This is a genomic window from Vibrio sp. T20 (assembly GCF_007858795.1).
Lineage (GTDB): Bacteria > Pseudomonadota > Gammaproteobacteria > Enterobacterales > Vibrionaceae > Vibrio > Vibrio satsumensis.
On the sequence record NZ_VFEB01000077.1, the window covers coordinates 41,809 to 62,351 of the forward strand.

Sequence of the window (20,543 nt, forward strand, 5' to 3'; positions counted from 1 at the left end):
CCTATCGCTGACCGCATAGGCTTGATATGAGTATTGAGAGGCTGACGTTCTTTAATCAGAAGCCAGTCAGCCTCTTTGTACATTTCTATCTATTATTTAATAGTCGTTGAAACTGGGCAATGGTCACTGAGTTTGTAGTCCAACACATCTTGCGTTTCAAATACCTTCTGCTTTGCAGGTGATGCACTCAATGAATCGCTAACGACAATGTGGTCAATCACAGAGCGGAATTGGTGTGTGCGGTGGTTATTACGATTTGAGCGAACCTTACAATCCGCACGGGTCTTTCTTGTCGCCAAACGAGCATCCGTGTTTTCAGTTAAATCCTTCCACATCCAATCTCTTGAGTAGGATAGGTTATGGTTGAAGTCGCCTAAGATCGCATAGTCTTCACCGTTACGTTCTCTTTGTTGTATCCACTTATTCAGTTGTTGAGCTTGGTCTTTTAGGCGTGAACAATCGCGGTTAGACTTATACGCGCCGCTGCAGCCTGCCTTTAAATGTACAGACAACATGTGAATTGGTTTCGAGCCTGTTTCAACGACCACGTAACTGGCAAACCTAAGCTTGCTGTTAGTATTCGATTCCAGAGGAAAATCAGCGTAATCGGTGAGTGTGATTCCTTTACGAACTGCGAAGCCTGTGTATTGGTTCACTTCTTTGAACTGATGGTTACTGTTTTCTGGTAATGCTCGGTCAGACATCAATATCTTGTATTGATCGCCAGCCACGCGCTGAATGGCATTTACGTCATCGACTTCTTGAAAGGCGACCACATCCGCATCTAAGGATTGAAAGTATTCTTCAAGTTTGTCGAAATCAGTTTGATCACGTTGGGCAGAAAACTTATTCACAGCCTCGTTGGTTGATAACCATTCGATATTCCAACTGGATATGGTCAAAGGTTCAGCAAATGTCTGGCTACTGAGTAAGCAGCCTAACATTATCCAGTTTTGAAGTCGTTTCATCCCAAATATCCCTGATTTTGTCGTCCAATATAGTTGAGCCGTTATCCTACAACACTTACCAAAAATTCAACTCTTTTTAGCAGTTTTTTTATTGTTACATTGTTTCTTTTCGACTTGAGAACTAGCGTAATAATATTGAATTGATCTTAGTCAGCGTGAGAGTTTTATTGATCTAAATCAATACTCAAAGTTGGTGGTTCTCGTTAAATACGCCACAATATCTAGTGTTAGTTAAACGATAAATCGCTCTATATAGTGTGTTTGTGGATAAGTCTGTGAATACATCAAGAGTAAGGAGAAGTGGTGAAATCAATCGTAATCAAGCGTGATGGCTCAAGAGCTCCATTCAGTAGAGATCGCATCCAAGCTGCAGTGGAAGCAGCATCAGACAAAGCCGATAAGGAAATTGCTATTTATGCACTGAATGTGGCATTAGCAGTTGAGTTGAAGCTCGAAGACTACGATGAAGTTCATATCTCTGAAATTCAAACTATGGTCGAGAACGAGCTAATGCAGGGACCATATAAGTCTCTGGCTCGTGCCTACATTGAATATCGTCATGACCGCGACATCGCACGTGAAAAGCAAAGCGCTTTAACTCGCGAGATCGAAGGTTTGATCGAAGAAAGCAATGTTGATCTGATCAATGAGAATGCCAACAAAGACGGCAAAGTTATCCCAACTCAGCGTGATTTGCTGGCGGGTATCGTGGCTAAACACTATGCGAAAACTCACATTTTGCCACGTGACATCGTACAAGCTCACGAGTGTGGTGATATTCACTACCACGATCTAGACTACGCACCGTTCTTCCCAATGTTTAACTGTATGCTTATCGATCTGAAAGGCATGTTAACGCATGGCTTCAAGATGGGTAACGCAGAAATCGACACGCCTAAGTCTATTTCTACGGCGACAGCGGTAACAGCACAGATCATCGCACAAGTGGCGAGCCACATTTACGGCGGTACAACGATTAACCGTATCGATGAGGTTCTTGAACCTTACGTAATGGCGAGCTACGAGAAGCATTTGTCATTAGCGAAAGAGTGGGACATTCATAGCCCAGAAGCTTTTGCTATCTCTCGTACAGAGAAAGAGTGTTACGATGCATTCCAATCTCTAGAGTACGAAGTAAACACGCTACATACCGCTAATGGTCAAACACCATTCGTGACGTTTGGTTTTGGTCTAGGTGAAAGCTGGGGTTCAAAACTGATCCAGCAATCTATCTTGAAGAACCGTATTGCTGGTTTGGGCAAGAACCGCAAAACAGCGGTATTCCCTAAACTGGTATTTGCAATCAAAGATGGTTTGAACCACCAGAAGCAAGATCCAAACTACGACATCAAGCAATTGGCGCTTGAGTGTGCGTCTAAGCGTATGTACCCAGACATTCTTAACTACGACAAAGTAGTAGAAGTGACAGGGTCATTTAAAACGCCTATGGGTTGCCGTAGCTTCTTGAATACTTACGAAGAAAATGGTGAGTTGATTCATGAAGGCCGTAACAACCTAGGTGTTGTTAGCTTGAACTTGCCACGTATCGCGATTAACGCAAAACAAGATATGGCTAAGTTCTACGAACTACTTGATGAAAAACTCAAGCTAGCTCGCCGTGCGCTAGAAACTCGTATTTCTCGTCTAGAAAACGTTAAAGCGCGTGTTGCTCCAATCCTATACATGGAAGGTGCATGTGGCGTTCGCTTGAAAGCCGACGACTCTATTGCTGATATCTTCAAGAACGGCCGTGCATCTGTTTCTCTTGGTTACATTGGTATCCACGAAGCAATGACCGCGCTTTACGGCACTGACGTTCATTTGTACGACGACGGCGAAATGCGTGCTAAAGCGCTTGAACTGGTGGAGTACATGAAACGTGAAGTGGAATCTTGGACAAAAGAGACAGGTTACGCATTCAGCCTATACGGCACACCAAGTGAAAACCTATGTAGTCGTTTCTGCAGCATCGATACCAAAGAGTTTGGTGTGATTAATGGTGTAACGGATCGTGGTTACTACACCAACAGCTTCCACTTAGATGTACAGAAGAAAGTGAACCCATACGACAAGATCGATTTCGAGATGCCTTATCCTGAAATATCTAGCGGCGGTTTCATCTGTTACGGCGAATTCCCGAACATGCAGAAGAACATCGAAGCGCTAGAAAACGTATGGGACTACAGCTACACACGCGTACCATACTACGGCACCAACACGCCAATTGATGAGTGCTACGAATGTGGTTACAACGGTGAGTTTGACTGTACAAGTAAGGGCTTTACGTGTCCTAAGTGTGGCAACCATGACTCAACCAAAGTATCGGTAACGCGCCGTGTTTGTGGTTACCTTGGTAGCCCAGATGCACGCCCATTTAACTTCGGCAAGCAAGAAGAAGTTAAACGTCGCGTGAAGCATCTTTAATCTAACGAAGGATCTTAATTAAGATCTGCGATCTTTAGCTAGTCAATTTAGAAGAGCTAGGTTTCAAGAAATAAGATTGGTATCGGCGTTATGTCGATACCAATTCTTTTATTTCAGCACTTACAGCATTTCGCTTCAAACTATTAAGCCATCACGAGTTTTCAATACTGCCTTATGAACTATCATCAATATCACCCAATCGACGTTGTAAACGGCCCAGGAACACGCTGCACTTTGTTTGTGTCGGGTTGTGTACACCAGTGTCGCGGGTGCTATAACCAGTCGACGCAAAGGTTGGACTCTGGGCATTTGTTTACTCAAGAACTACAAGACCAAATTATCGCTGATCTCAATGATCCGCGAATCAAGCGTCGTGGTTTATCACTTTCTGGTGGCGACCCAATGCATCCGGCAAATGTGTCTGAAGTGCTTAAGCTTGTGCAACGTGTAAAAGCGGAGTGCGAAGGCAAAGACATCTGGATGTGGACCGGTTACGAGCTAGACGAGCTAGATGAAAAGCAGAAGCAAGTGCTTGAATACGTGGATACTTTGATTGATGGTCGTTTTGAGCAAGACAAAGCGGATCCAATGCTCGATTGGCGTGGCAGTTCAAACCAAATCATTCATCGATTTACTGACATATAACGGTTGTCGTGACTTCGTATACTCGTAAAACGAAAAAGGGCGTCATGGTTAGCGCAATGCAACCAATCGGCCCTTGGGTGTGAGTTCTTTTTGTTTATTCGCTCAAACTACTGTTCAAGCAGCTAGCTGGTCTGGCTCTTCTATTAGGTTGTTGATCCATTTCTTAGAGTGAATCCGCTGGCTAGTTAAAGCTATCTTCACTAACTCCTCCAGTAACACAATCATCAACACCCATTCTAAAGACCAGCCAAGCACTAAAGCGGTGAAATAGGCGAGGGGGATACCAATCGCCCACTGGCCGAATATGTCGATGAAGATGCTGTAGTTGATGTCCCCACCACTCTTTAAAACACCTCCGATGCCAACCATGTTGAATACTCTTAATATCATCCCTGCTGCCATCACCAAGGCGACGTTGACCGCTGTATCTTTGAGCTCCAGATGCGTTAAATCGATTAATTGAACAATGGCTGGCTTGGCGATAAAGCATAGCAGTGCCAATAGTGTCGCAAGCGCACAACTCACAAGTACATAGCCCCAAGCGGTATTTTCAACACGTTGATAATTCTTCGCGCCGATCTCGTTACCCAGAATGATTGAAGCGGCAACCGCAAAGCCTAAGAAGGCTGAAATTAAGATACTTTCAACTGGCGATAACAGTGAGATGATCGCCAGTTCACCAACGCCAATCTGACCTACAATGACGTTGTAAATCAGTATTCCACCAGCCCATGCCGTATCGTGAACTAACATAGGAATAGCAATCTTAAAGTACTTCTTTCTGTGTTTAGGTAAGATTGCATCACGCCAACTCTCTATTGTTGGGAATAGATGTGCATAATGTTTTCTCGCCATCACAAGCAGTGCAATCGTTTGAAAGAATCGAGAAACCGTGGTGCCAATCGCTGCGCCAACCACGCCGAGTTCTGGAAAGCCAAATAGTCCGAAGATCAACAGCGCATTGAGAATCGCATTTACGACGATCGCCCAAATACTGATTTTGGTGGGTAGCTTAGCTTCGCCCACAGAACGAAGTGCACTCTCTAGCGGCACAACTACGGCGGTACCAATAAGGCTGGCTCCTGTTATCCAAAGGTAATCCGTTGCCAAGCGGACGTAATCAGGGTCTGAGGCCACCACAGACACGACTGATTCAGGAACCAATGTATAAATCAAAACAAAAGGGATGATGGCAAAGATAGACAATGCCCAAGATTGCGACAAGACACGTCGAATGCCATTGAAATCGCCCGCACCAAAATATTGCGAAGCTAGCACACTGACTGCACCACTGATTCCCGATACCATGATCAAGTTAAAGAAGAAGATACGGTTGCCAACGCCGACTGCTGCGGTTGCTGCATCACCAAGCTGATTGACCATGAAAATATCGACCACGCCGAGCAATGAAAACAACATGGTTTGCAGTGAGACAGGTAAACCGATGTGTAATAGCTTTTGCCAAAATTCTTTATCTAAATGACGATATGTCGAGAGCATCGCATTTCCCCTCTGTTGAATATGCGAGAAGTGTATCGGCATTTGTTTTAGCTGTATTGTTCAGACTCATCACAAACTTTTGTCAAACTATCTACTTTGGTAGTTTGGCAACATGAACGAGCTAGCAATGGAATGAGTGATAAACAAGAACGGTACGAGATCTCTGAAAAGACGCATCAAGAGTTTGTCGATCAAAGCCATGTATTGGCATTCGAAGAGCTCGGTATCGTTCAATGTGGGACAGCATCGTGCCGCGATTTCTTTTCTGTCTATCGAAAAAACCAACAAAAACACATGTTGCTGTATACCGTAAGAGGCAAAGGGTGGCTCGAAAGTGAAGGGTGTCGATATATTCTCGAGCCAGGTTCGTGTATTACTGTGCCTGCAGGCGTTGAGAACGGTTTTGGTATTGAGGAAGAAACATGGCAGATCGCGTGGATCTTTCTATCGCCTGACAAGCAATGGGATAATGTCGTCAGTGATGAGGTGAGTTATACGCTCTCTCCGGCAGCAGAAGTTGTTTCGTCTTGTATTCATACCTTGCTGAGAAGTATTGCCTTGCCCATTGATTTAGGTGGAGCGATTGCCATTCACAGCGTAGCGCAAATAGAGTTCATGATTAATGCGCCAGTCCCGCAGCAGCAATCTCGAAATTTGATTCGCTTGAGGCGTGTGTTCGATAACGTGCAAAAGCAGCTTCACAAAGAGTGGAATGTGCATGAGCTAGCAAACCTATTCCCGTGCTCAGAGCCGCATTTCCATCGTTTGTGCCAACGTTATTATTCTCATAGCCCGATGACGCATATTATGCGTATGAGAATGGAATACGCTGCACGATTGCTCAGGTCGAGCGATTGGTCGATTCAACACATTGGCGAGATAGTTGGATATCCCAATGCCGCTAACTTTAGCACTCGGTTTAAGGCGTGGTCAGGAATGACACCTAGGCAATTCAAACATGGTTCTTGGTTGGAAACTTAATAGGGAACTGACTAAACCAGTCACCATAATTTCATAACTTATCAGTAGCTGTTCGAAATTTGCGCTGTTTAGTGATGTAAAACGACCAATCTCTGATTACTTATTCTAACTAAGCGCTTCTATTAAAAAATGTTTCTGATTTTAGTACTAAAATGTTAACGTGAAATTCATTACTTGAATTTCAAAGGGTTGTGACTTTCATGTTTTCACATCTACCAAAACCAACTTTAGATCCAATTCTATCTCTTTCTGTTGCTTACCGCGGCGATACTCGTACTGATAAAGTCGATTTAGGCATTGGCGTTTACAAAAACGACCAAGGCGAAACACCGATCATGAAAGCCGTTTCTAAGGCTCAAGATATCGTTGTTGAAACTCAGAAAACCAAAGCTTACGTTGGCCTAGCAGGCTGTGAAGAGTTTAACCAGAGCATGGTTGATCTGCTGCTTAAAGGGACTTCTGCAATGGATCGCGTGGCTGCGATTCAAACACCGGGTGCAAGTGGTGCACTTCGTATGTTGGGTGACTTAATGAAAGTTTCTCAACCAGACACGACAGTTTGGATTTCAAACCCAAGCTACGTTAACCACAAACCGGTGATGGAAGCGGCAGGCTTAAAAGTTCGCTACTACAATTACTTCAGTCCTGAAACGAAGCAAGTTGATACTGCAAAAATGTTGGACGACCTTTCAAAAGCCGGTCCATCAGACGTGGTACTACTGCACGGTTGCTGTCATAACCCAACGGGTGCTGACATCGACTTTGAAGCGTGGCAGGAAATCACTAAGTTATCGCAAAAGAATGGTTTCTTACCGTTCGTTGATATTGCTTACCAAGGCTTTGGTGACGGCCTAGAAGAAGACGCGAAAGGTCTTCAACACATGGCAAATAACGTTGAAGAGATGTTGATTACAACGTCTTGCTCAAAGAACTTCGGTTTGTACCGTGAAAGAACGGGTGCCGCTATCGTGATTGGCAAGAACAGCGAACACGTTGGCAATGCTAAAGGTAAACTTCTTACCCTTGCTCGTTCTACTTACACAATGCCGCCAGACCATGGTGCAGCTTTGGTTAAAACAATTCTTCAGAATCAAGAGCTAACATCGATTTGGAAGCAAGAACTGAGTGAAATGCAGCAACGTTTGTTAAATCTGCGCCAAAATTTATGTGATGAATTGCGAAATACTTATAACACGTCACAATTTGATTTCATTGAAAGCCATAAAGGCATGTTTAGTGTACTAGGCTTTAAAGAAACTCAAATGAATCAATTACGTGAAGAATATGGAGTCTATGGTGTTGGTGACGGACGCATTAATATCGCAGGCCTTTCTGAATCTCATATTCCTTATGTAGCTAAAGCGATAGCCAACGTTTCAAAATAGAAGGTGACTGAATGTATAACTGGAAAGCGATTGTAGTTTTAATGCTAAGTGGTGGCTTGTTTGCTTGTTCGACGACGACTCAAGTGCCTGCCGAGCCGGAACAAAAGCCTCAAGTAGAACAACCTGCTGTGGATGATTCTTCAAAGACTGATGCAACTGAAGGTCAGAAAGTAACGGAACCCACAGAGAAGGCTGAAGAAGTAAAACCAACTGAACCAGAAGCGAAGCCAAAGCCTGAAGAAAAGCCAGCTCCAAAGCCGACTAAAACAAGCGATGGTAAACTGATCCTTGGTGAAGAAGAGTGGGTATTTGTTCCTGGTTTGAAAGAAGCGTTTAAAGCACGTGTAGATACAGGTGCAACAACATCTTCAATCAGTGCGGTTGATATTGTTGATTTTGAACGTGACGGAAAAGACTGGGTTAAGTTCAAGATTGAACACGACGGTATCACAACGGAAGAAATCAGCTTACCAGTAGAACGCTGGGTGAAGATCAAGCAATCAAGCGCAGAAGGAACACAACGACGCGCTGTGGTAGTTGCTTCGATTCAAATTGGTGATCTAAAAGACAAAACTGAATTCACTCTAGCCGACCGAACGCATCTTTCTTTCCCACTTCTGTTGGGTAGAAGCTTCTTTAGAGATGTTGCGGTTGTCGATGTGAGCAAAAAATACGTTCAGAAGAAAATCACTAAATAGATTTAAGTCTATGAGTTCTGACTCAATCTGACATTTCTGTTTTGATAAATTGAATCCCTGCTAATGGAATTAGCGGGGATTTTTTCTATTTATGGCGTAATAACCGACGAAATGCATTTAATTGTCCATTGTTCGCTATCCGTTCACTGTTTAACCTCGACAATGTGATCCTGATCTCTATATAATCCGCGCTTCGTTTTATGTTTAATCCATACTTTCGTACTTCTTATTTAGGCACATCTTTCTGCCTAATAATTAACTGTCAGTACACGCTTAGGAATTAGTTCTTTGATATCTACCGCGAACATCACAATGCAATTTGGCGCAGAGCCGCTGTTTGAAAACATCTCTGCTAAATTCGGTAACGGCAACCGCTATGGTTTGATCGGCGCTAATGGTTGCGGCAAATCAACGTTCATGAAAATCCTAAGTGGCGCATTAACGCCAAGTTCGGGCAACGTTTCTATCACTCCTGGAGAAAAACTGGGTGTTTTGAGCCAAGATCAGTTCGCATTCGAACAGTACAGCGTTATCGACGTTGTAATCATGGGCGACAGAAAGCTTTGGGAAGTAAAACAAGAGCGTGACCGTATTTACTCTTTGCCAGAAATGAGTGAAGACGATGGTATGAAAGTCGCTGAGCTTGAAAGTGAATTCGCAGAAATGGACGGCTACACAGCAGAAAGCCGCGCGGGTGACATCCTGATTCAAGCGGGTATCGAGGAAGAGTTCCACTTCGGTCTGATGCAGCAAGTTGCTCCAGGTTGGAAACTGCGTGTGCTATTGGCACAAGCACTGTTTGCAAACCCAGATATCTTGCTACTTGATGAACCAACCAACAACTTGGACATTCATACGATCAACTGGCTGGCTGAAGAGCTAAACCAACGTAAATGTACAATGATCATCATCTCGCACGATAGACACTTCCTGAACTCTGTATGTACGCACATGGCGGACATCGATTACGGTGAGCTGCGTATTTATCCAGGTAACTACGAGTACTTCCTAGAAGCATCTGGCTTGATTCGCGAACAACTTCTAGCAAGCAATGCTAAGAAAGCGGCTGAAATCAGCGAGCTTCAAGACTTCGTAAACCGTTTTGGTGCTAACGCATCTAAAGCGAAGCAAGCAAGTTCACGTGCTAAGAAAATGGATAAAATCACGCTTGATGAAGTGAAATCATCGAGCCGTATGAGCCCATCAATCAATTTCGGTGAAGGTAAGAAACTGCACCGTCAAGCTCTTGAACTTCAAGAACTTGGTCACGGCTTCGATGGCGAAACACTGTTTACTGGTGGTAATTTACTGCTTGAAGCGGGTACACGCCTTGCGGTTATCGGTGAGAACGGTGTAGGTAAAACCACGCTGCTACGTTGCCTAGTTCAAGAACTAGAGCAGAACGAAGGTATTGTTAAATGGTCTGAAAATGCTTCTGTAGGTTACTGCCCACAAGACAGCACTAAAGATTTTGATAACGACCTGAGCATCTTCGATTGGATCTCACAATGGCGTACAGCGAAGCACGATGACCTAATGGTGCGCGGTATTCTTGGTCGTCTGTTGTTTACGGCTGACGATGCGAACAAGAAAGCTCGCAACTGTTCTGGTGGTGAGAAGAACCGTCTGTTATTCGGCAAGCTAATGATGCAAGACATCAACGTGCTTGTGATGGACGAACCAACCAACCACATGGACATGGAAGCTATCCAAGCCCTAAACGATGCACTTAAGGTTTACACTGGCACGCTTATCTTCGTGAGCCATGACCGTGAGTTTGTATCTTCATTGGCAACACACATCATCGATGTGAAAGACCAACAGCTAGTGAGTTTCCAAGGCACTTACGAAGAGTACCTCGATCATCAGAAAAAGATGCTGATGGTTAACTTATAGAGTAAGTTGTAGTTAGGGTGTTGAACGACTAACGGCCAGCGAATCTAACAAAAAAAAGCCCCAAACATTAATATGTTCGGGGCTTTTTTGTTTGTTCGGCTATTTACTACTTAGTGACGAAACCCTAGCTTATTAATAAAACCTAGGTACGAAATCTGGCTTAGAAGCCGAATCGAGCCGACATTAGGATTTGGTGACCGTAAGTACCGTTGTTTCGCATATCAAGGCCAACAGACAGTTGATCGGTTGAGTGGAAGCGAGCACCAATACCGACAATAGAACGAGTGTCATCATTGTCTATCAGTTGTCCAAGGCGTGCGTTAACTTCAACGTTTGCCATTAACCAAGCTCTTAAGCCAATATTGATTTCTGTTTTGATGTGGTTGTCATCATTACGTTCAATGTTGTGTAACAGCATTTGACCAGTAACGTCAGCAAATTGACTGATTGGGCCGTTGAATCCCATACCTACTGCGGCATCCCAATCACTTTCAAATTCTGAATCGATACGAGCAACAAAGTGAGAGTTCTGAGTGAACATTGTCGTGACTTCACCACCGAAAGTACTTGGGCTAGTCCCCATTCGCAGCTCGAATGTGTTGTAGTTAAAGTTGTTTGCAGACGCAGAGAATGAACACAGTGCAGCGAGTCCTAAAAGGACAGTCTTATTCGTGCAACCTAGCATGGTGACTCCATATAAATTGTATTTTGCGGCAGTATAATACAAAAAAGCCTGCAATATGCAGGCCAATTATTTAAAGTCAGTATTTTTATATTAATCGCTTATAGAACCTGGATATGATCTACTTCGATTTCAGGTGTCTTTCCGCCTTCATATTCACCAAAGATGCGAACCTTTGTATCTGCGGTTAGGGGTTGCGCAAGACGGATATCATCATCCAGTTCGATCTGAATTTCACTCTGTCCATCAGAGAAGACAAACGTGTCATTCTTTAGTTGACGAACAATCTTGCCATCCACAATCGCTTCTTGCTCTGCGAACATGCTTGTGTCAGCAAGTAGTGTAGCAACAGATACGGTTTCAATCGGTCCTGTGTAAGCAATAGCGCTCTCGTGCTTGCTGTTGTTGGCGTGATTGGAGTTATCTTTGTGGTCACCAGCCATTGCGAAAGTAGGAGCAAGGATAATAGTAGATGCGATAGCTAATACAGTTTTTTTCATGGTGAATCCCTTAATGTTGTTTTTAGTAGAAACGTTTTTCTGAATTTGAAACGTTTCTTTTCGTTAGTACGTTTTATTTGTTGATGCGCTGCTTATTGTTCATAAGCTTCGTTTCGATGGAGCTATTAAACAACACTGGGGTTGAATCCAGAGTGAGTAACACATTCATTTTCCATTCATTTTATTGAGCATCTACTCGGCAATGACGTTAAGATGGAGGCAGAGAGATATTGCGTACAGCTATAAATTGAACATTAAGAAATTAAGGATTTAAGTACAGATGCGATCACCGTTAAACGCCCTTATGGTTCAAGGGACAACGTCAGATGCCGGAAAAAGTGTTTTGGTGGCAGGTTTATGCCGTGTTTTGGCAAGGAAAGGGATCAAAGTGGCACCTTTTAAGCCACAAAACATGGCGTTAAACAGTGCGGTGACAAAAGATGGCGGCGAAATTGGTCGCGCTCAAGCGGTTCAGGCGCAAGCTTGTAACATTGAACCCACTGTTCACATGAATCCGGTATTGCTAAAACCTAATTCAGATACTGGCGCACAAGTGATTCTGCAAGGCCGAGCGATCAGTAATATGGAAGCAACGGGCTATCATGATTACAAGAAAGTGGCGATGGATACCGTTATTGACTCATTTGACCGACTTTCTGAAGAATACGAAAGCGTGATGATTGAAGGCGCGGGTAGCCCAGCTGAAATTAACCTCCGCGAAAATGATATTGCGAACATGGGATTTGCTGAAAAGGCGGATATCCCAGTGATCATTGTTGCTGACATTGACCGTGGTGGCGTTTTTGCGCACCTCTACGGCACGTTGGCTCTGTTATCTGAATCTGAACAAGCTCGCGTAAAAGGCTTTGTGATAAACCGCTTTAGAGGCGATATTGCGCTGCTTCAATCTGGCCTTGATTGGCTAGAAGAGAAAACCGGCAAGCCAGTGATTGGTGTATTGCCATATCTCCATGGTTTTAACCTAGAAGCGGAAGATGCCATTACTTCAGCCCAAGAGTCTGACGGAGAAGCTAAACTTAAAGTCGTGGTGCCTGTGCTAACCCGAATTAGCAATCACACAGACTTTGATGCACTAAGGCTCAATCCTTCCATTGATTTACGTTACGTAGGCAAAGGCGAGCGTGTAAACAACGCGGATTTGATTATCTTGCCGGGTACAAAATCAGTAAGAGCCGATTTGGATTACTTAAAAGAGCAAGGCTGGGACAAAGATATTCAGCGCCACCTACGTTTAGGCGGCAAAGTGATGGGTATTTGTGGCGGTTACCAGATGCTAGGAAAGATCATACACGATCCGGATGGAGTTGAGGGTGACCCCGGCAGCAGTGAAGGGTTAGGGTATCTCGATACTGAAACGACTTTAACGCAACAGAAAACCTTAACTAACGTGCGCGGTACCATGACGCTGGATGGAAAATCAGCACAAGTAAAAGGTTATGAAATTCACGTAGGTAGGACTGATGTCAATGAAACAGCCTTACCGGTTCAGTTAGAATCTGGCAGCCTAGACGGCGCTGTAAATCAAGACAACTCGATTTTTGGTACTTACCTGCATGGCGTATTCGACAACAGTGATGCGTTGTCGCTTATTTGCGAATGGGCAGGAGCCAACGATGTGACAGCGATTGACCACGAACAGCTTAAAGAGCTGGGTATTAATCGAATCGCGGATGCCATCGAAGAGTACTTAAATCTTGACCTGCTTTGGCCAGAATTAACAGCTTTGGCCGCCATTTAGAAGTTAGCTAAAGAACCTAAACGAACATAGATAAGTGATAACAATGAAAAAGCGAGTCTTCCTTTTAACCATGGCCTTAACTTCGGTATTGAGTTCTAGTCATCTTTTGGCTGCCGAAAAGCTACGAGTTTATGCTGCATCTTCAATGACCAATGCAGTCAACTTGTTGGTTGAAGAGTTTGAGAAAGGCCATTCTGTCGATGTGATTCCTGTGTATGCGAGCACATCTTCTTTGGTACGACAAATCGAAAGAGGAGCACCAGCCGACATCTTTATCTCGGCAAATGAGAAATGGATGACGTACCTAGTCGATAGTAAATTGGTTTCTAGTGACAATGTCACAAATCTATGTGAAAACGAACTTGTGTTGATAGCCCCAAAAGAGACGTCGATATCACTGAGCCTGTCAAAAGGTGATCAATGGGCTAAACTGCTTACTAATGAAAGGCTTGCTGTGGGCAATACCACTTCTGTTCCTGCGGGTATCTACGCTAAAGAGGCGTTAGAAACGTTAGGTGTATGGGACGATGTGAAGACTAGATTAGCACCAAGTAACAATGTTCGTATGGCCTTAGCTTTAGTAGAGCGCAGTGAGGCTAAGCTTGGTATTGTTTACAAAACAGATGCGCTGCTGTCTAAAGAAGTGAACCTAGTAAAGACGTTCCCATCAGATTTACATACGCCAATACGTTACCCTGTAGCGAGATTGAGCGATACAGTCGTTGCAGAAGAGTTCTATACTTTCCTTAATAGCGAAAAAGCGAAGGACACCTTGAACAGTTTTGGATTTGAAGTGCGTTAAATGATGTATTTATCGGAATACGAATATCAAGCCTTATTGCTGAGCTTGAAAGTTGCTGGGTTTGCCATCTTATGGCTTATCCCTATCGGCATTGGCTTAGCCTGGCTGCTTGCTAAGAAGCAATTTGTAGGCAAAAGTATTGTAGAGAGTATTGTCCATTTACCTTTGGTATTGCCACCAGTGGTCATCGGTTATTTACTGTTAGTGATGATGGGTAGGCAAGGCATTATTGGCTCGTGGCTCAATGACGTGTTTGGTATTGTATTCAGCTTTAGCTGGAAGGGCGCGGCACTTGCTTGCGTGGTTGTGGCGTTGCCGTTGATGGTTCGTTCTATCAGGTTGAGCCTAGAAACCGTAGACAGTAAGCTTGAAGAGGCCGCTGCCACACTGGGGGCTTCACCTGTTCGCGTGTTTTTTACGATAACTTTGCCCTTGATGATCCCTGGGATCATTACTGGCACCATGCTTTCATTCGCAAGAAGCCTAGGTGAGTTTGGTGCGACGATCAGCTTCGTTTCAAATATTCCCGGCGAAACTCAAACCATTCCATTGGCCATGTATACCTTTATTGAAACCCCTGGTGCGGAAATGGAAGCAGCGCGTTTGTGTATCATTTCTATTGTGATTGCCCTTAGTTCATTGATGCTATCTGAATGGCTTAACAAAAAGTCTGCACAGCGATTAGGAGGTAATGCATGAGTGCTTTGATCCTCCGGTATCAGCAACAGCTTGGTGAAACATTTTTTGATATCGATTTAGAACTGCCTAGCAGTGGCATTACTGCAATTTTTGGACGTTCTGGTGCAGGTAAAACCTCACTTATCAATGCGATTAGTGGTCTTAAACAGCCAGATAAAGGTTTGATCAGCGTATCTGGAACCACTCTGTTTGATAGTCAAAATGGCATTAACCTGCCGACTCACAAACGCAATGTGGGCTATGTATTTCAAGAGTCACGCTTGTTCCCACACATGAAGGTAGGGGCTAATCTTAAGTACGGTATGAAAGGTGTTGATAAAGCGCACTTTGAACAAATTGTCTCGCTATTGTCTTTAGGTTCATTGCTTGATCGTTACCCTGCACGTTTGTCTGGCGGTGAGAAGCAACGAGTGGCGATTGGCCGTGCCTTGTTATCAAAGCCAAGTATTTTGTTGATGGATGAGCCATTGGCATCTCTCGACTTGCCCCGTAAGCGCGAAGTGATGCCGTTTCTGGAAAACTTATCCGAAAGCGTGCAAATACCGATCATCTATGTCACTCATAGCCTCAATGAAATTTTACGCTTGGCAAATCACCTTGTGATTATTGACCAAGGTAAAGTTATTTCATCGGGCGTGACGGAAGAGGTATGGGCATCGAGAGCGATGCAACCTTGGCAATCTTTCTCAGAGCAAAGCTCACTGTTTGAAGGAACATTAGCAGAACACAATGATGACTATGCGCTGTCACGTTTAACGCTAGGTAAATCGACGTCACTTTGGGTTCAGAAAGTATCAAGCAAGCTTGGTGCTACGGTGAGGTTGCAAGTGAGGGCAAATGACGTCTCCATCACGCTAGAACAGCCAACAGGGACTTCGATACGTAATATCCTTCCAGTCACGATTAAAAGCGTAGAGACGCATCAACAAGGCATGAATAAGCAGAGTGTGGCTGTAGAGTTAGAATTGGAGCCTGGATGCTATCTATGGGCAACCATTACATTGTGGGCGCTTGATGAGTTGAACCTAGAAATTGGACAACATGTTTATGTGCAAATAAAAGGTGTAAGTGTCGCTCAAAGAGATATCGCTGTAACACACTAAGTCCATACGGCAAGTTATCAAATTCTCGTGGCAAGGTATTAAGTTCACGCGGTGTTTTTCGTTCTTATTTTTATTCTATAGTTTGTAAAACTCGATCTTGATTCCATGAATGGATACATGCGTCATTTTTATACGGTATCACTGCCAGTTTTGCGCCACACTGTATGAGTGTTAAGGCATATTACTTATTTGTAGAATGTCAAAAGCGACACTGACAAGAGTTTCAGTGGCAAAAACACAAAGATATTGTGGGCGAAGCTCTCAAGTAACGAACAGAAAAGTAGCAGCCACAAAAAAGCCGCATGTTTTAAATAACATACGGCTTAATCATTAAGTTTTCGTTAAACATTCAACCTAAATTTAGGTGCGATGAATAGCTTAGCGGATGAAAACTTCTTTGAAATCACGCTTCAAGATAGCATCGCGACGCGCTTTCTTGATTTGCTTAGCCATGTCTTTTACACAGTTATGTAAAATTTGGTCAAGCAGTTGAGCTCGGTACTCTTCTTTTTCTTCATCAGACATGCCTTCTGGAAGTTTAAGAGTAGGGAACTCTTCCATCATGTTTACGCCAGCAAAAGCTTGGCTAACAGAGATTAGAGCGTGGAACTGCTCAAAATTGTCCAAAACATTTTGTGCGCTTGCTGGAAGGCTGCTCCAAGTTTCACGCACTGCTTCTTCAGACACCTCATGAATAGAAGTAACCATGTTGTGCATCTCTTTAGGCACTTCATCAAATTCGATAACTTGGCGAAGCTCTGGTGAGATAGTGGTTAAATCGATTTCTTGTACTTCGTTGTTTGTAGCGTCTGACATAGTATTTCTCTTTAAAAAGAAACAATGCTAAAAAGATCTGTAAAAAAGTCAATATAATATAGAGATTAGGGCATGATTTAAGCTCAAATTTGAGCTACTTTGAATATTCAACACTAGATAAAGGTGATGTGATGATAGAAAAGGGATCTTCGATGCGCATATTGCTGGTTGATGACGTTCAACTAGACAGGATGCAACTTGCTATTCGACTCAAGCAGCTGGGTCATATTGTAGAAGCTGTCGGTAGCGGAAAAGAAGCCCTGAATGTTTATTCTGATTTTGATCCTGAACTTGTGTTGCTTGATATCAGCATGCCAGACATGGATGGTTTTGAGGTTGCTAATGAGGTTCGCAGGCAATTCCCAGAATGGGTTCCTATCATCTTTTTGAGTGGTCATGAAGAACCTGAAATGATTGCGAAAGCGATTGATGCAGGTGGGGATGATTACCTGATAAAGCCTGTGAACAAAGTTGTTTTGAATTCCAAGTTGATTGCGATGCAGCGTATCGCGCATATGAGGCGAGAGTTAAAACAGAGTACTGCCAAGCTCGAAGAGCTGAATATCCTCCTGCAGCAACAAGCCAATGAAGATGGCCTGACTAAATTGTATAACCGTCGATATATGGACACTAAGCTTGAAGAGAGCATAGCGTGGCATGGAAGACGTAATATATCAATGACAGTCATATTACTAGATGTAGACTTCTTTAAGCCTTACAACGATAATTACGGCCATATTCAAGGGGATAAGTGCTTGCAAGAGCTTGCTAATACCTTGAGGCTGCTTTTTGTTCGAGCGGGAGAGTTTGTCGGTCGCTATGGCGGTGAAGAGTTTGTTCTTATTTTAAGTGATACGGATAGTGATACTGCTATGCAACAGGCGATACGTATAAAAGAAGCGTTACATGAAATGAATTACGTCCACGATTATTCAACGGTGTCCGATAGAGTGACAGCGTCACAAGGTGTGTTGTCATTTGTACCAGAAGGTGGTGAATCTATCGCCTCTATTTACGAAAAGGTTGACCAAGCGCTTTATCAAGCGAAACAAAGTGGCAGAAATACCTTTATACAACGCAACATTTTAGAGCTAGCACGTTAGTTGATGAGCTCTTTTAGATATTTGAATTTATACTTTACTAGCATTTGAGCTAGGAAATGCTTTAAGTGATAAAAGAAATGCCACATTCAAAGTCATTTTCTGTGACTAACACCTATTGGGCGCTTGCGGTTCCTCTATTTTTAACCGCGGCTCCTCTATTTTTAACTACAGTGTCAACCACCGTATATGCCAGCTCCCTGTCTGATCTCTTCCGTAAGGAATTAGAGCAGCGCTTTGCTACCAGTGTATTACTTAATGATACTGATGTTTTTACCTTTGGTATCAATAATTTCGATCCAAATAAAGTGTTGAGCTTGGACAATGAAGATATTGGTTCGAATGATTCAGTGAGTCGCCGACAAAACATCACCTCCCTCAGTCTCCCTTATACATTTGAACTACCAAGTTACATTGAAGACAACCATCAAGAGGTAACGCTACGCCTCTCAGCGTTACGAATTGAGAATGATGTGGAATATGCGTCAACAATTAAAAGTGACTTTCAAAAAGAGTCAGTGATTTCTGGTTACGTGGCGTTTGCCAATGTGTCTCAACTCAACGAACACTGGAGCTTCAGTTCGGCAATTGGTAACCATATCTCATATTACCGTAATGACTTTGAATATCGATCTTCATTGCTTGAACCTATTCAAGATCAATTGGACGGGCTCTATTATAATACTGATGCATGGGCATACATCATTGAGCCTAAGATCAAGCTGACTTTCGAAGACAAGAATGATTGGGGTAAATACAAGCTCAGTACCAGTTGGCACTACTTTAATGGTGTAGGTTGGGGAGAAGCCAATAACGGTGATATCGGAAACCCTGAAGGTTGGTATATCGCTAATGAGGCCAAGATTTTTTATGATCTAGTACGTTGGGATAAAAATATCACATCAATGTACTCAAGTATTAGAAGAATTGATATTGGCGGTGACACCGTGGCTTCTATGGGCACCACTTCTTACTATGAGGGCAGTGTAGGTTGGTTGCTTAATCCAAATCTATTTAATGAATGGGTCGATAATGTGGGAATTGGATTTACGATCAACTACGGAAGTAGTTTAAAAGGAGGGAGCTTAGTTATCTTCTTTAACCAAGATTAAGCTCCCTTTAGTCTAGTTATCAACACTTACGTTTAGCTATCAACACTTGCGTTTAGCTATCAACACATAGCTTGTTTCGACCAGTTTCTTTCGCTTTGTAAAGCGCTTTGTCGGCAAGCTTTAATACTTCTTCAGGGTGTTTGGTAGTCGTGCTATCAGACAGTCCAATGCTTACTGTCACATTTACTACTTCCGATGGTTTGCCGTTCTTACCACGCTTTTTCATACCCACTTCATGATCATCAGGACGCTCGTGGCTATTACGAATCGTCATGTCGTAGTTTTGAATCTCGGAAATCAAAGTTTGAAGGTGTTCTTTAACTTGTTCCGAGTATTTGCCTTTAAAAATGATCGTGAACTCTTCACCACCATAGCGATAAGCTTTAGCTCCACCCGTGGTCTCTCTCAATATACGTGCTACTAGCTTCAATACGTCGTCGCCAATGTCATGGCCGTAAGTATCGTTAAATTTTTTGAAATGATCGATATCGACCATGGCCATTGAATACTTACGTCCTAGATGCTTCATATCCACTTCTAAGGCATGTCGGCCAGGGATGTTAGTCAATTGGTCATTAAAGGCCATATCGTGGCTGGCAGACATCACATAAACGATGATCAAAGTGCCTGATAACGAGAACATTGTGCTAGAGATATATTGCACGTCAAAGAAGATGAACGTACAAGAAGAAAGCAAGATTGCGCTATAAACGACAACATCAATAGAGCGGTTATACACCAACACAAGAATGGCTGTAAGGCCAAGTAAGCAAAGGCTATATAACACTAGAACCAAAGGCAGTTTTGAGAAATCTCTAACAACAAAAAGAAGGCCTTCACTCCATGATTCAAACCCACCAGCATGGAAGTGAGAAACGATCAATTGTGCCCAAACCATGAAAAGAACCAGAACGATGGCGTAGAGGAGCATGGATTTTGAGTTTACGCCGTTGTCAGGAAATGCATACACCAATAAACAGGTTACAGGAACTAATGACGCAAGAAGCGATAGTTCTAACAAAGTCGTTCCGGTATTAAGAGGCGTTTGTAAGCGAACTTGGATGATCAGGTATGCTACTAGCATGGTTGATGACACCATGGCCATACGCCCTTGTCTGAATGTATGGCATAGTAAAACGGCAACGCTCAATAGGATATATGGAAGGTTGCTAGCAAACCCTAAGTTTGAATCCGTCACAAGAATGACGTTGTTCATACCAACGAGTATAATTGCCAATAAAAATAGGGGGAAGCAAAATCGAAACATGCTCGACGTTACAAAAGAAGATGCCATTTATTTGGTGAGCCTAACTATACTGATGATCTTATAATTTAATTTTATACGTAGGATACGGTTAAACAAGCGATTGCCAAGCTTTTTGCCTAAATCAGAGCAAAAACATAGTCATAGGTCGCTATTGGTGCAACTCTTTTTATATGTATTTGAGTTGCTATTAACCATAGAACGAACTA

At 43.2% G+C, this 20,543-nt stretch carries 18 protein-coding genes; 12 read left to right on the forward strand and 6 right to left on the reverse strand.

The annotated features are described in order from the left end of the window. Window positions 1–92: 92 nt before the first annotated feature. A complete protein-coding gene (locus FTW16_RS06080) occupies window positions 93–968 on the reverse strand; it encodes an endonuclease/exonuclease/phosphatase family protein (protein ID WP_146490433.1) in 876 nt (291 codons plus the stop codon). Window positions 969–1,271: 303 nt separating this feature from the next. On the opposite strand from FTW16_RS06080, the gene nrdD reads away from it, so the two are divergent. Further along, window positions 1,272–3,392 (forward strand): anaerobic ribonucleoside-triphosphate reductase, encoded by a 2,121-nt coding sequence (gene nrdD, locus FTW16_RS06085; protein WP_146490434.1) that lies wholly within the window; start codon window positions 1,272–1,274, stop codon window positions 3,390–3,392. A gap of 174 nt (window positions 3,393–3,566) precedes the next feature. Beyond that, window positions 3,567–4,037 carry an anaerobic ribonucleoside-triphosphate reductase-activating protein gene (gene nrdG / locus FTW16_RS06090; protein WP_102435170.1) on the forward strand — a complete coding sequence of 157 codons (471 nt, stop codon included), beginning with the start codon at window positions 3,567–3,569 and terminating at the stop codon, window positions 4,035–4,037. Between the two features lie 114 nt (window positions 4,038–4,151). Here nrdG and FTW16_RS06095 read toward each other — a convergent pair whose 3' ends face one another. Next, window positions 4,152–5,579 (reverse strand): MATE family efflux transporter, encoded by a 1,428-nt coding sequence (locus tag FTW16_RS06095; protein WP_146490435.1) that lies wholly within the window; start codon window positions 5,577–5,579, stop codon window positions 4,152–4,154. 90 nt (window positions 5,580–5,669) lie between these two features. On the opposite strand from FTW16_RS06095, the gene FTW16_RS06100 reads away from it, so the two are divergent. The 4 genes from FTW16_RS06100 (at window position 5,670) to FTW16_RS06115 (ending at window position 10,497) form a co-directional block, all read left to right on the forward strand. After that, window positions 5,670–6,518: an AraC family transcriptional regulator gene (locus tag FTW16_RS06100; RefSeq protein WP_146490436.1), complete on the forward strand. Its 849-nt coding sequence runs from the start codon at window positions 5,670–5,672 to the stop codon at window positions 6,516–6,518. Between the two features lie 200 nt (window positions 6,519–6,718). Next, complete coding sequence (locus FTW16_RS06105; protein WP_146490437.1) at window positions 6,719–7,903, forward strand: amino acid aminotransferase; 1,185 nt, start codon at window positions 6,719–6,721, stop codon at window positions 7,901–7,903. An 11-nt stretch (window positions 7,904–7,914) separates the two neighbouring features. Next, window positions 7,915–8,601: a RimK/LysX family protein gene (locus tag FTW16_RS06110; protein WP_146490438.1), complete on the forward strand. Its 687-nt coding sequence runs from the start codon at window positions 7,915–7,917 to the stop codon at window positions 8,599–8,601. Between the two features lie 288 nt (window positions 8,602–8,889). Then, window positions 8,890–10,497, forward strand: a complete 1,608-nt coding sequence (locus tag FTW16_RS06115) for an ABC-F family ATPase (RefSeq protein ID WP_146490439.1) — start codon at window positions 8,890–8,892, stop codon at window positions 10,495–10,497. Between the two features lie 160 nt (window positions 10,498–10,657). On the opposite strand, the gene FTW16_RS06120 is transcribed toward FTW16_RS06115, so the two are convergent. Next, window positions 10,658–11,182 (reverse strand): hypothetical protein, encoded by a 525-nt coding sequence (locus FTW16_RS06120; RefSeq protein WP_019822713.1) that lies wholly within the window; start codon window positions 11,180–11,182, stop codon window positions 10,658–10,660. A 98-nt stretch (window positions 11,183–11,280) separates the two neighbouring features. Further along, window positions 11,281–11,679 carry a YgiW/YdeI family stress tolerance OB fold protein gene (locus FTW16_RS06125; RefSeq protein ID WP_146490440.1) on the reverse strand — a complete coding sequence of 133 codons (399 nt, stop codon included), beginning with the start codon at window positions 11,677–11,679 and terminating at the stop codon, window positions 11,281–11,283. 280 nt (window positions 11,680–11,959) lie between these two features. Between FTW16_RS06125 and FTW16_RS06130 the strand changes: the two genes are divergently transcribed. From FTW16_RS06130 to modC, 4 genes are read left to right on the forward strand one after another with little or no spacing between them, the layout of a single operon-like run. Then, window positions 11,960–13,438 carry a cobyric acid synthase gene (locus FTW16_RS06130; protein ID WP_146490441.1) on the forward strand — a complete coding sequence of 493 codons (1,479 nt, stop codon included), beginning with the start codon at window positions 11,960–11,962 and terminating at the stop codon, window positions 13,436–13,438. A 43-nt stretch (window positions 13,439–13,481) separates the two neighbouring features. Continuing rightward, window positions 13,482–14,240: a molybdate ABC transporter substrate-binding protein gene (gene modA, locus FTW16_RS06135; protein WP_146490442.1), complete on the forward strand. Its 759-nt coding sequence runs from the start codon at window positions 13,482–13,484 to the stop codon at window positions 14,238–14,240. Further along, window positions 14,241–14,939, forward strand: coding sequence for a molybdate ABC transporter permease subunit (modB, locus tag FTW16_RS06140; RefSeq protein ID WP_146490443.1), 699 nt, complete (start codon window positions 14,241–14,243; stop codon window positions 14,937–14,939). Next, window positions 14,936–16,042, forward strand: a complete 1,107-nt coding sequence (gene modC / locus FTW16_RS06145; protein ID WP_146490444.1) for a molybdenum ABC transporter ATP-binding protein ModC — start codon at window positions 14,936–14,938, stop codon at window positions 16,040–16,042. Before modB ends, modC begins: the two co-directional genes overlap by 4 nt. Window positions 16,043–16,420: 378 nt before the next feature. On the opposite strand, the gene FTW16_RS06150 is transcribed toward modC, so the two are convergent. Further along, on the reverse strand, window positions 16,421–16,858 hold the full coding sequence (locus FTW16_RS06150; protein WP_004731036.1) for a DUF3069 domain-containing protein: 438 nt from the start codon (window positions 16,856–16,858) through the stop codon (window positions 16,421–16,423). A 131-nt stretch (window positions 16,859–16,989) separates the two neighbouring features. Here FTW16_RS06150 and FTW16_RS06155 point away from each other — a divergent pair, with 131 nt between their 5' ends. Beyond that, entirely contained in the window at window positions 16,990–17,961 is a 972-nt protein-coding gene (locus tag FTW16_RS06155; protein WP_186728032.1) for a diguanylate cyclase, read from the forward strand. A gap of 77 nt (window positions 17,962–18,038) precedes the next feature. Next, window positions 18,039–19,070, forward strand: a complete 1,032-nt coding sequence (locus FTW16_RS06160) for a Solitary outer membrane autotransporter beta-barrel domain (protein WP_146490445.1) — start codon at window positions 18,039–18,041, stop codon at window positions 19,068–19,070. Window positions 19,071–19,122: 52 nt separating this feature from the next. Here the strand turns inward: FTW16_RS06160 and FTW16_RS06165 are convergent, their stop codons facing one another. After that, window positions 19,123–20,364: a GGDEF domain-containing protein gene (locus FTW16_RS06165; protein ID WP_146490446.1), complete on the reverse strand. Its 1,242-nt coding sequence runs from the start codon at window positions 20,362–20,364 to the stop codon at window positions 19,123–19,125. Window positions 20,365–20,543 lie beyond the last annotated feature (179 nt).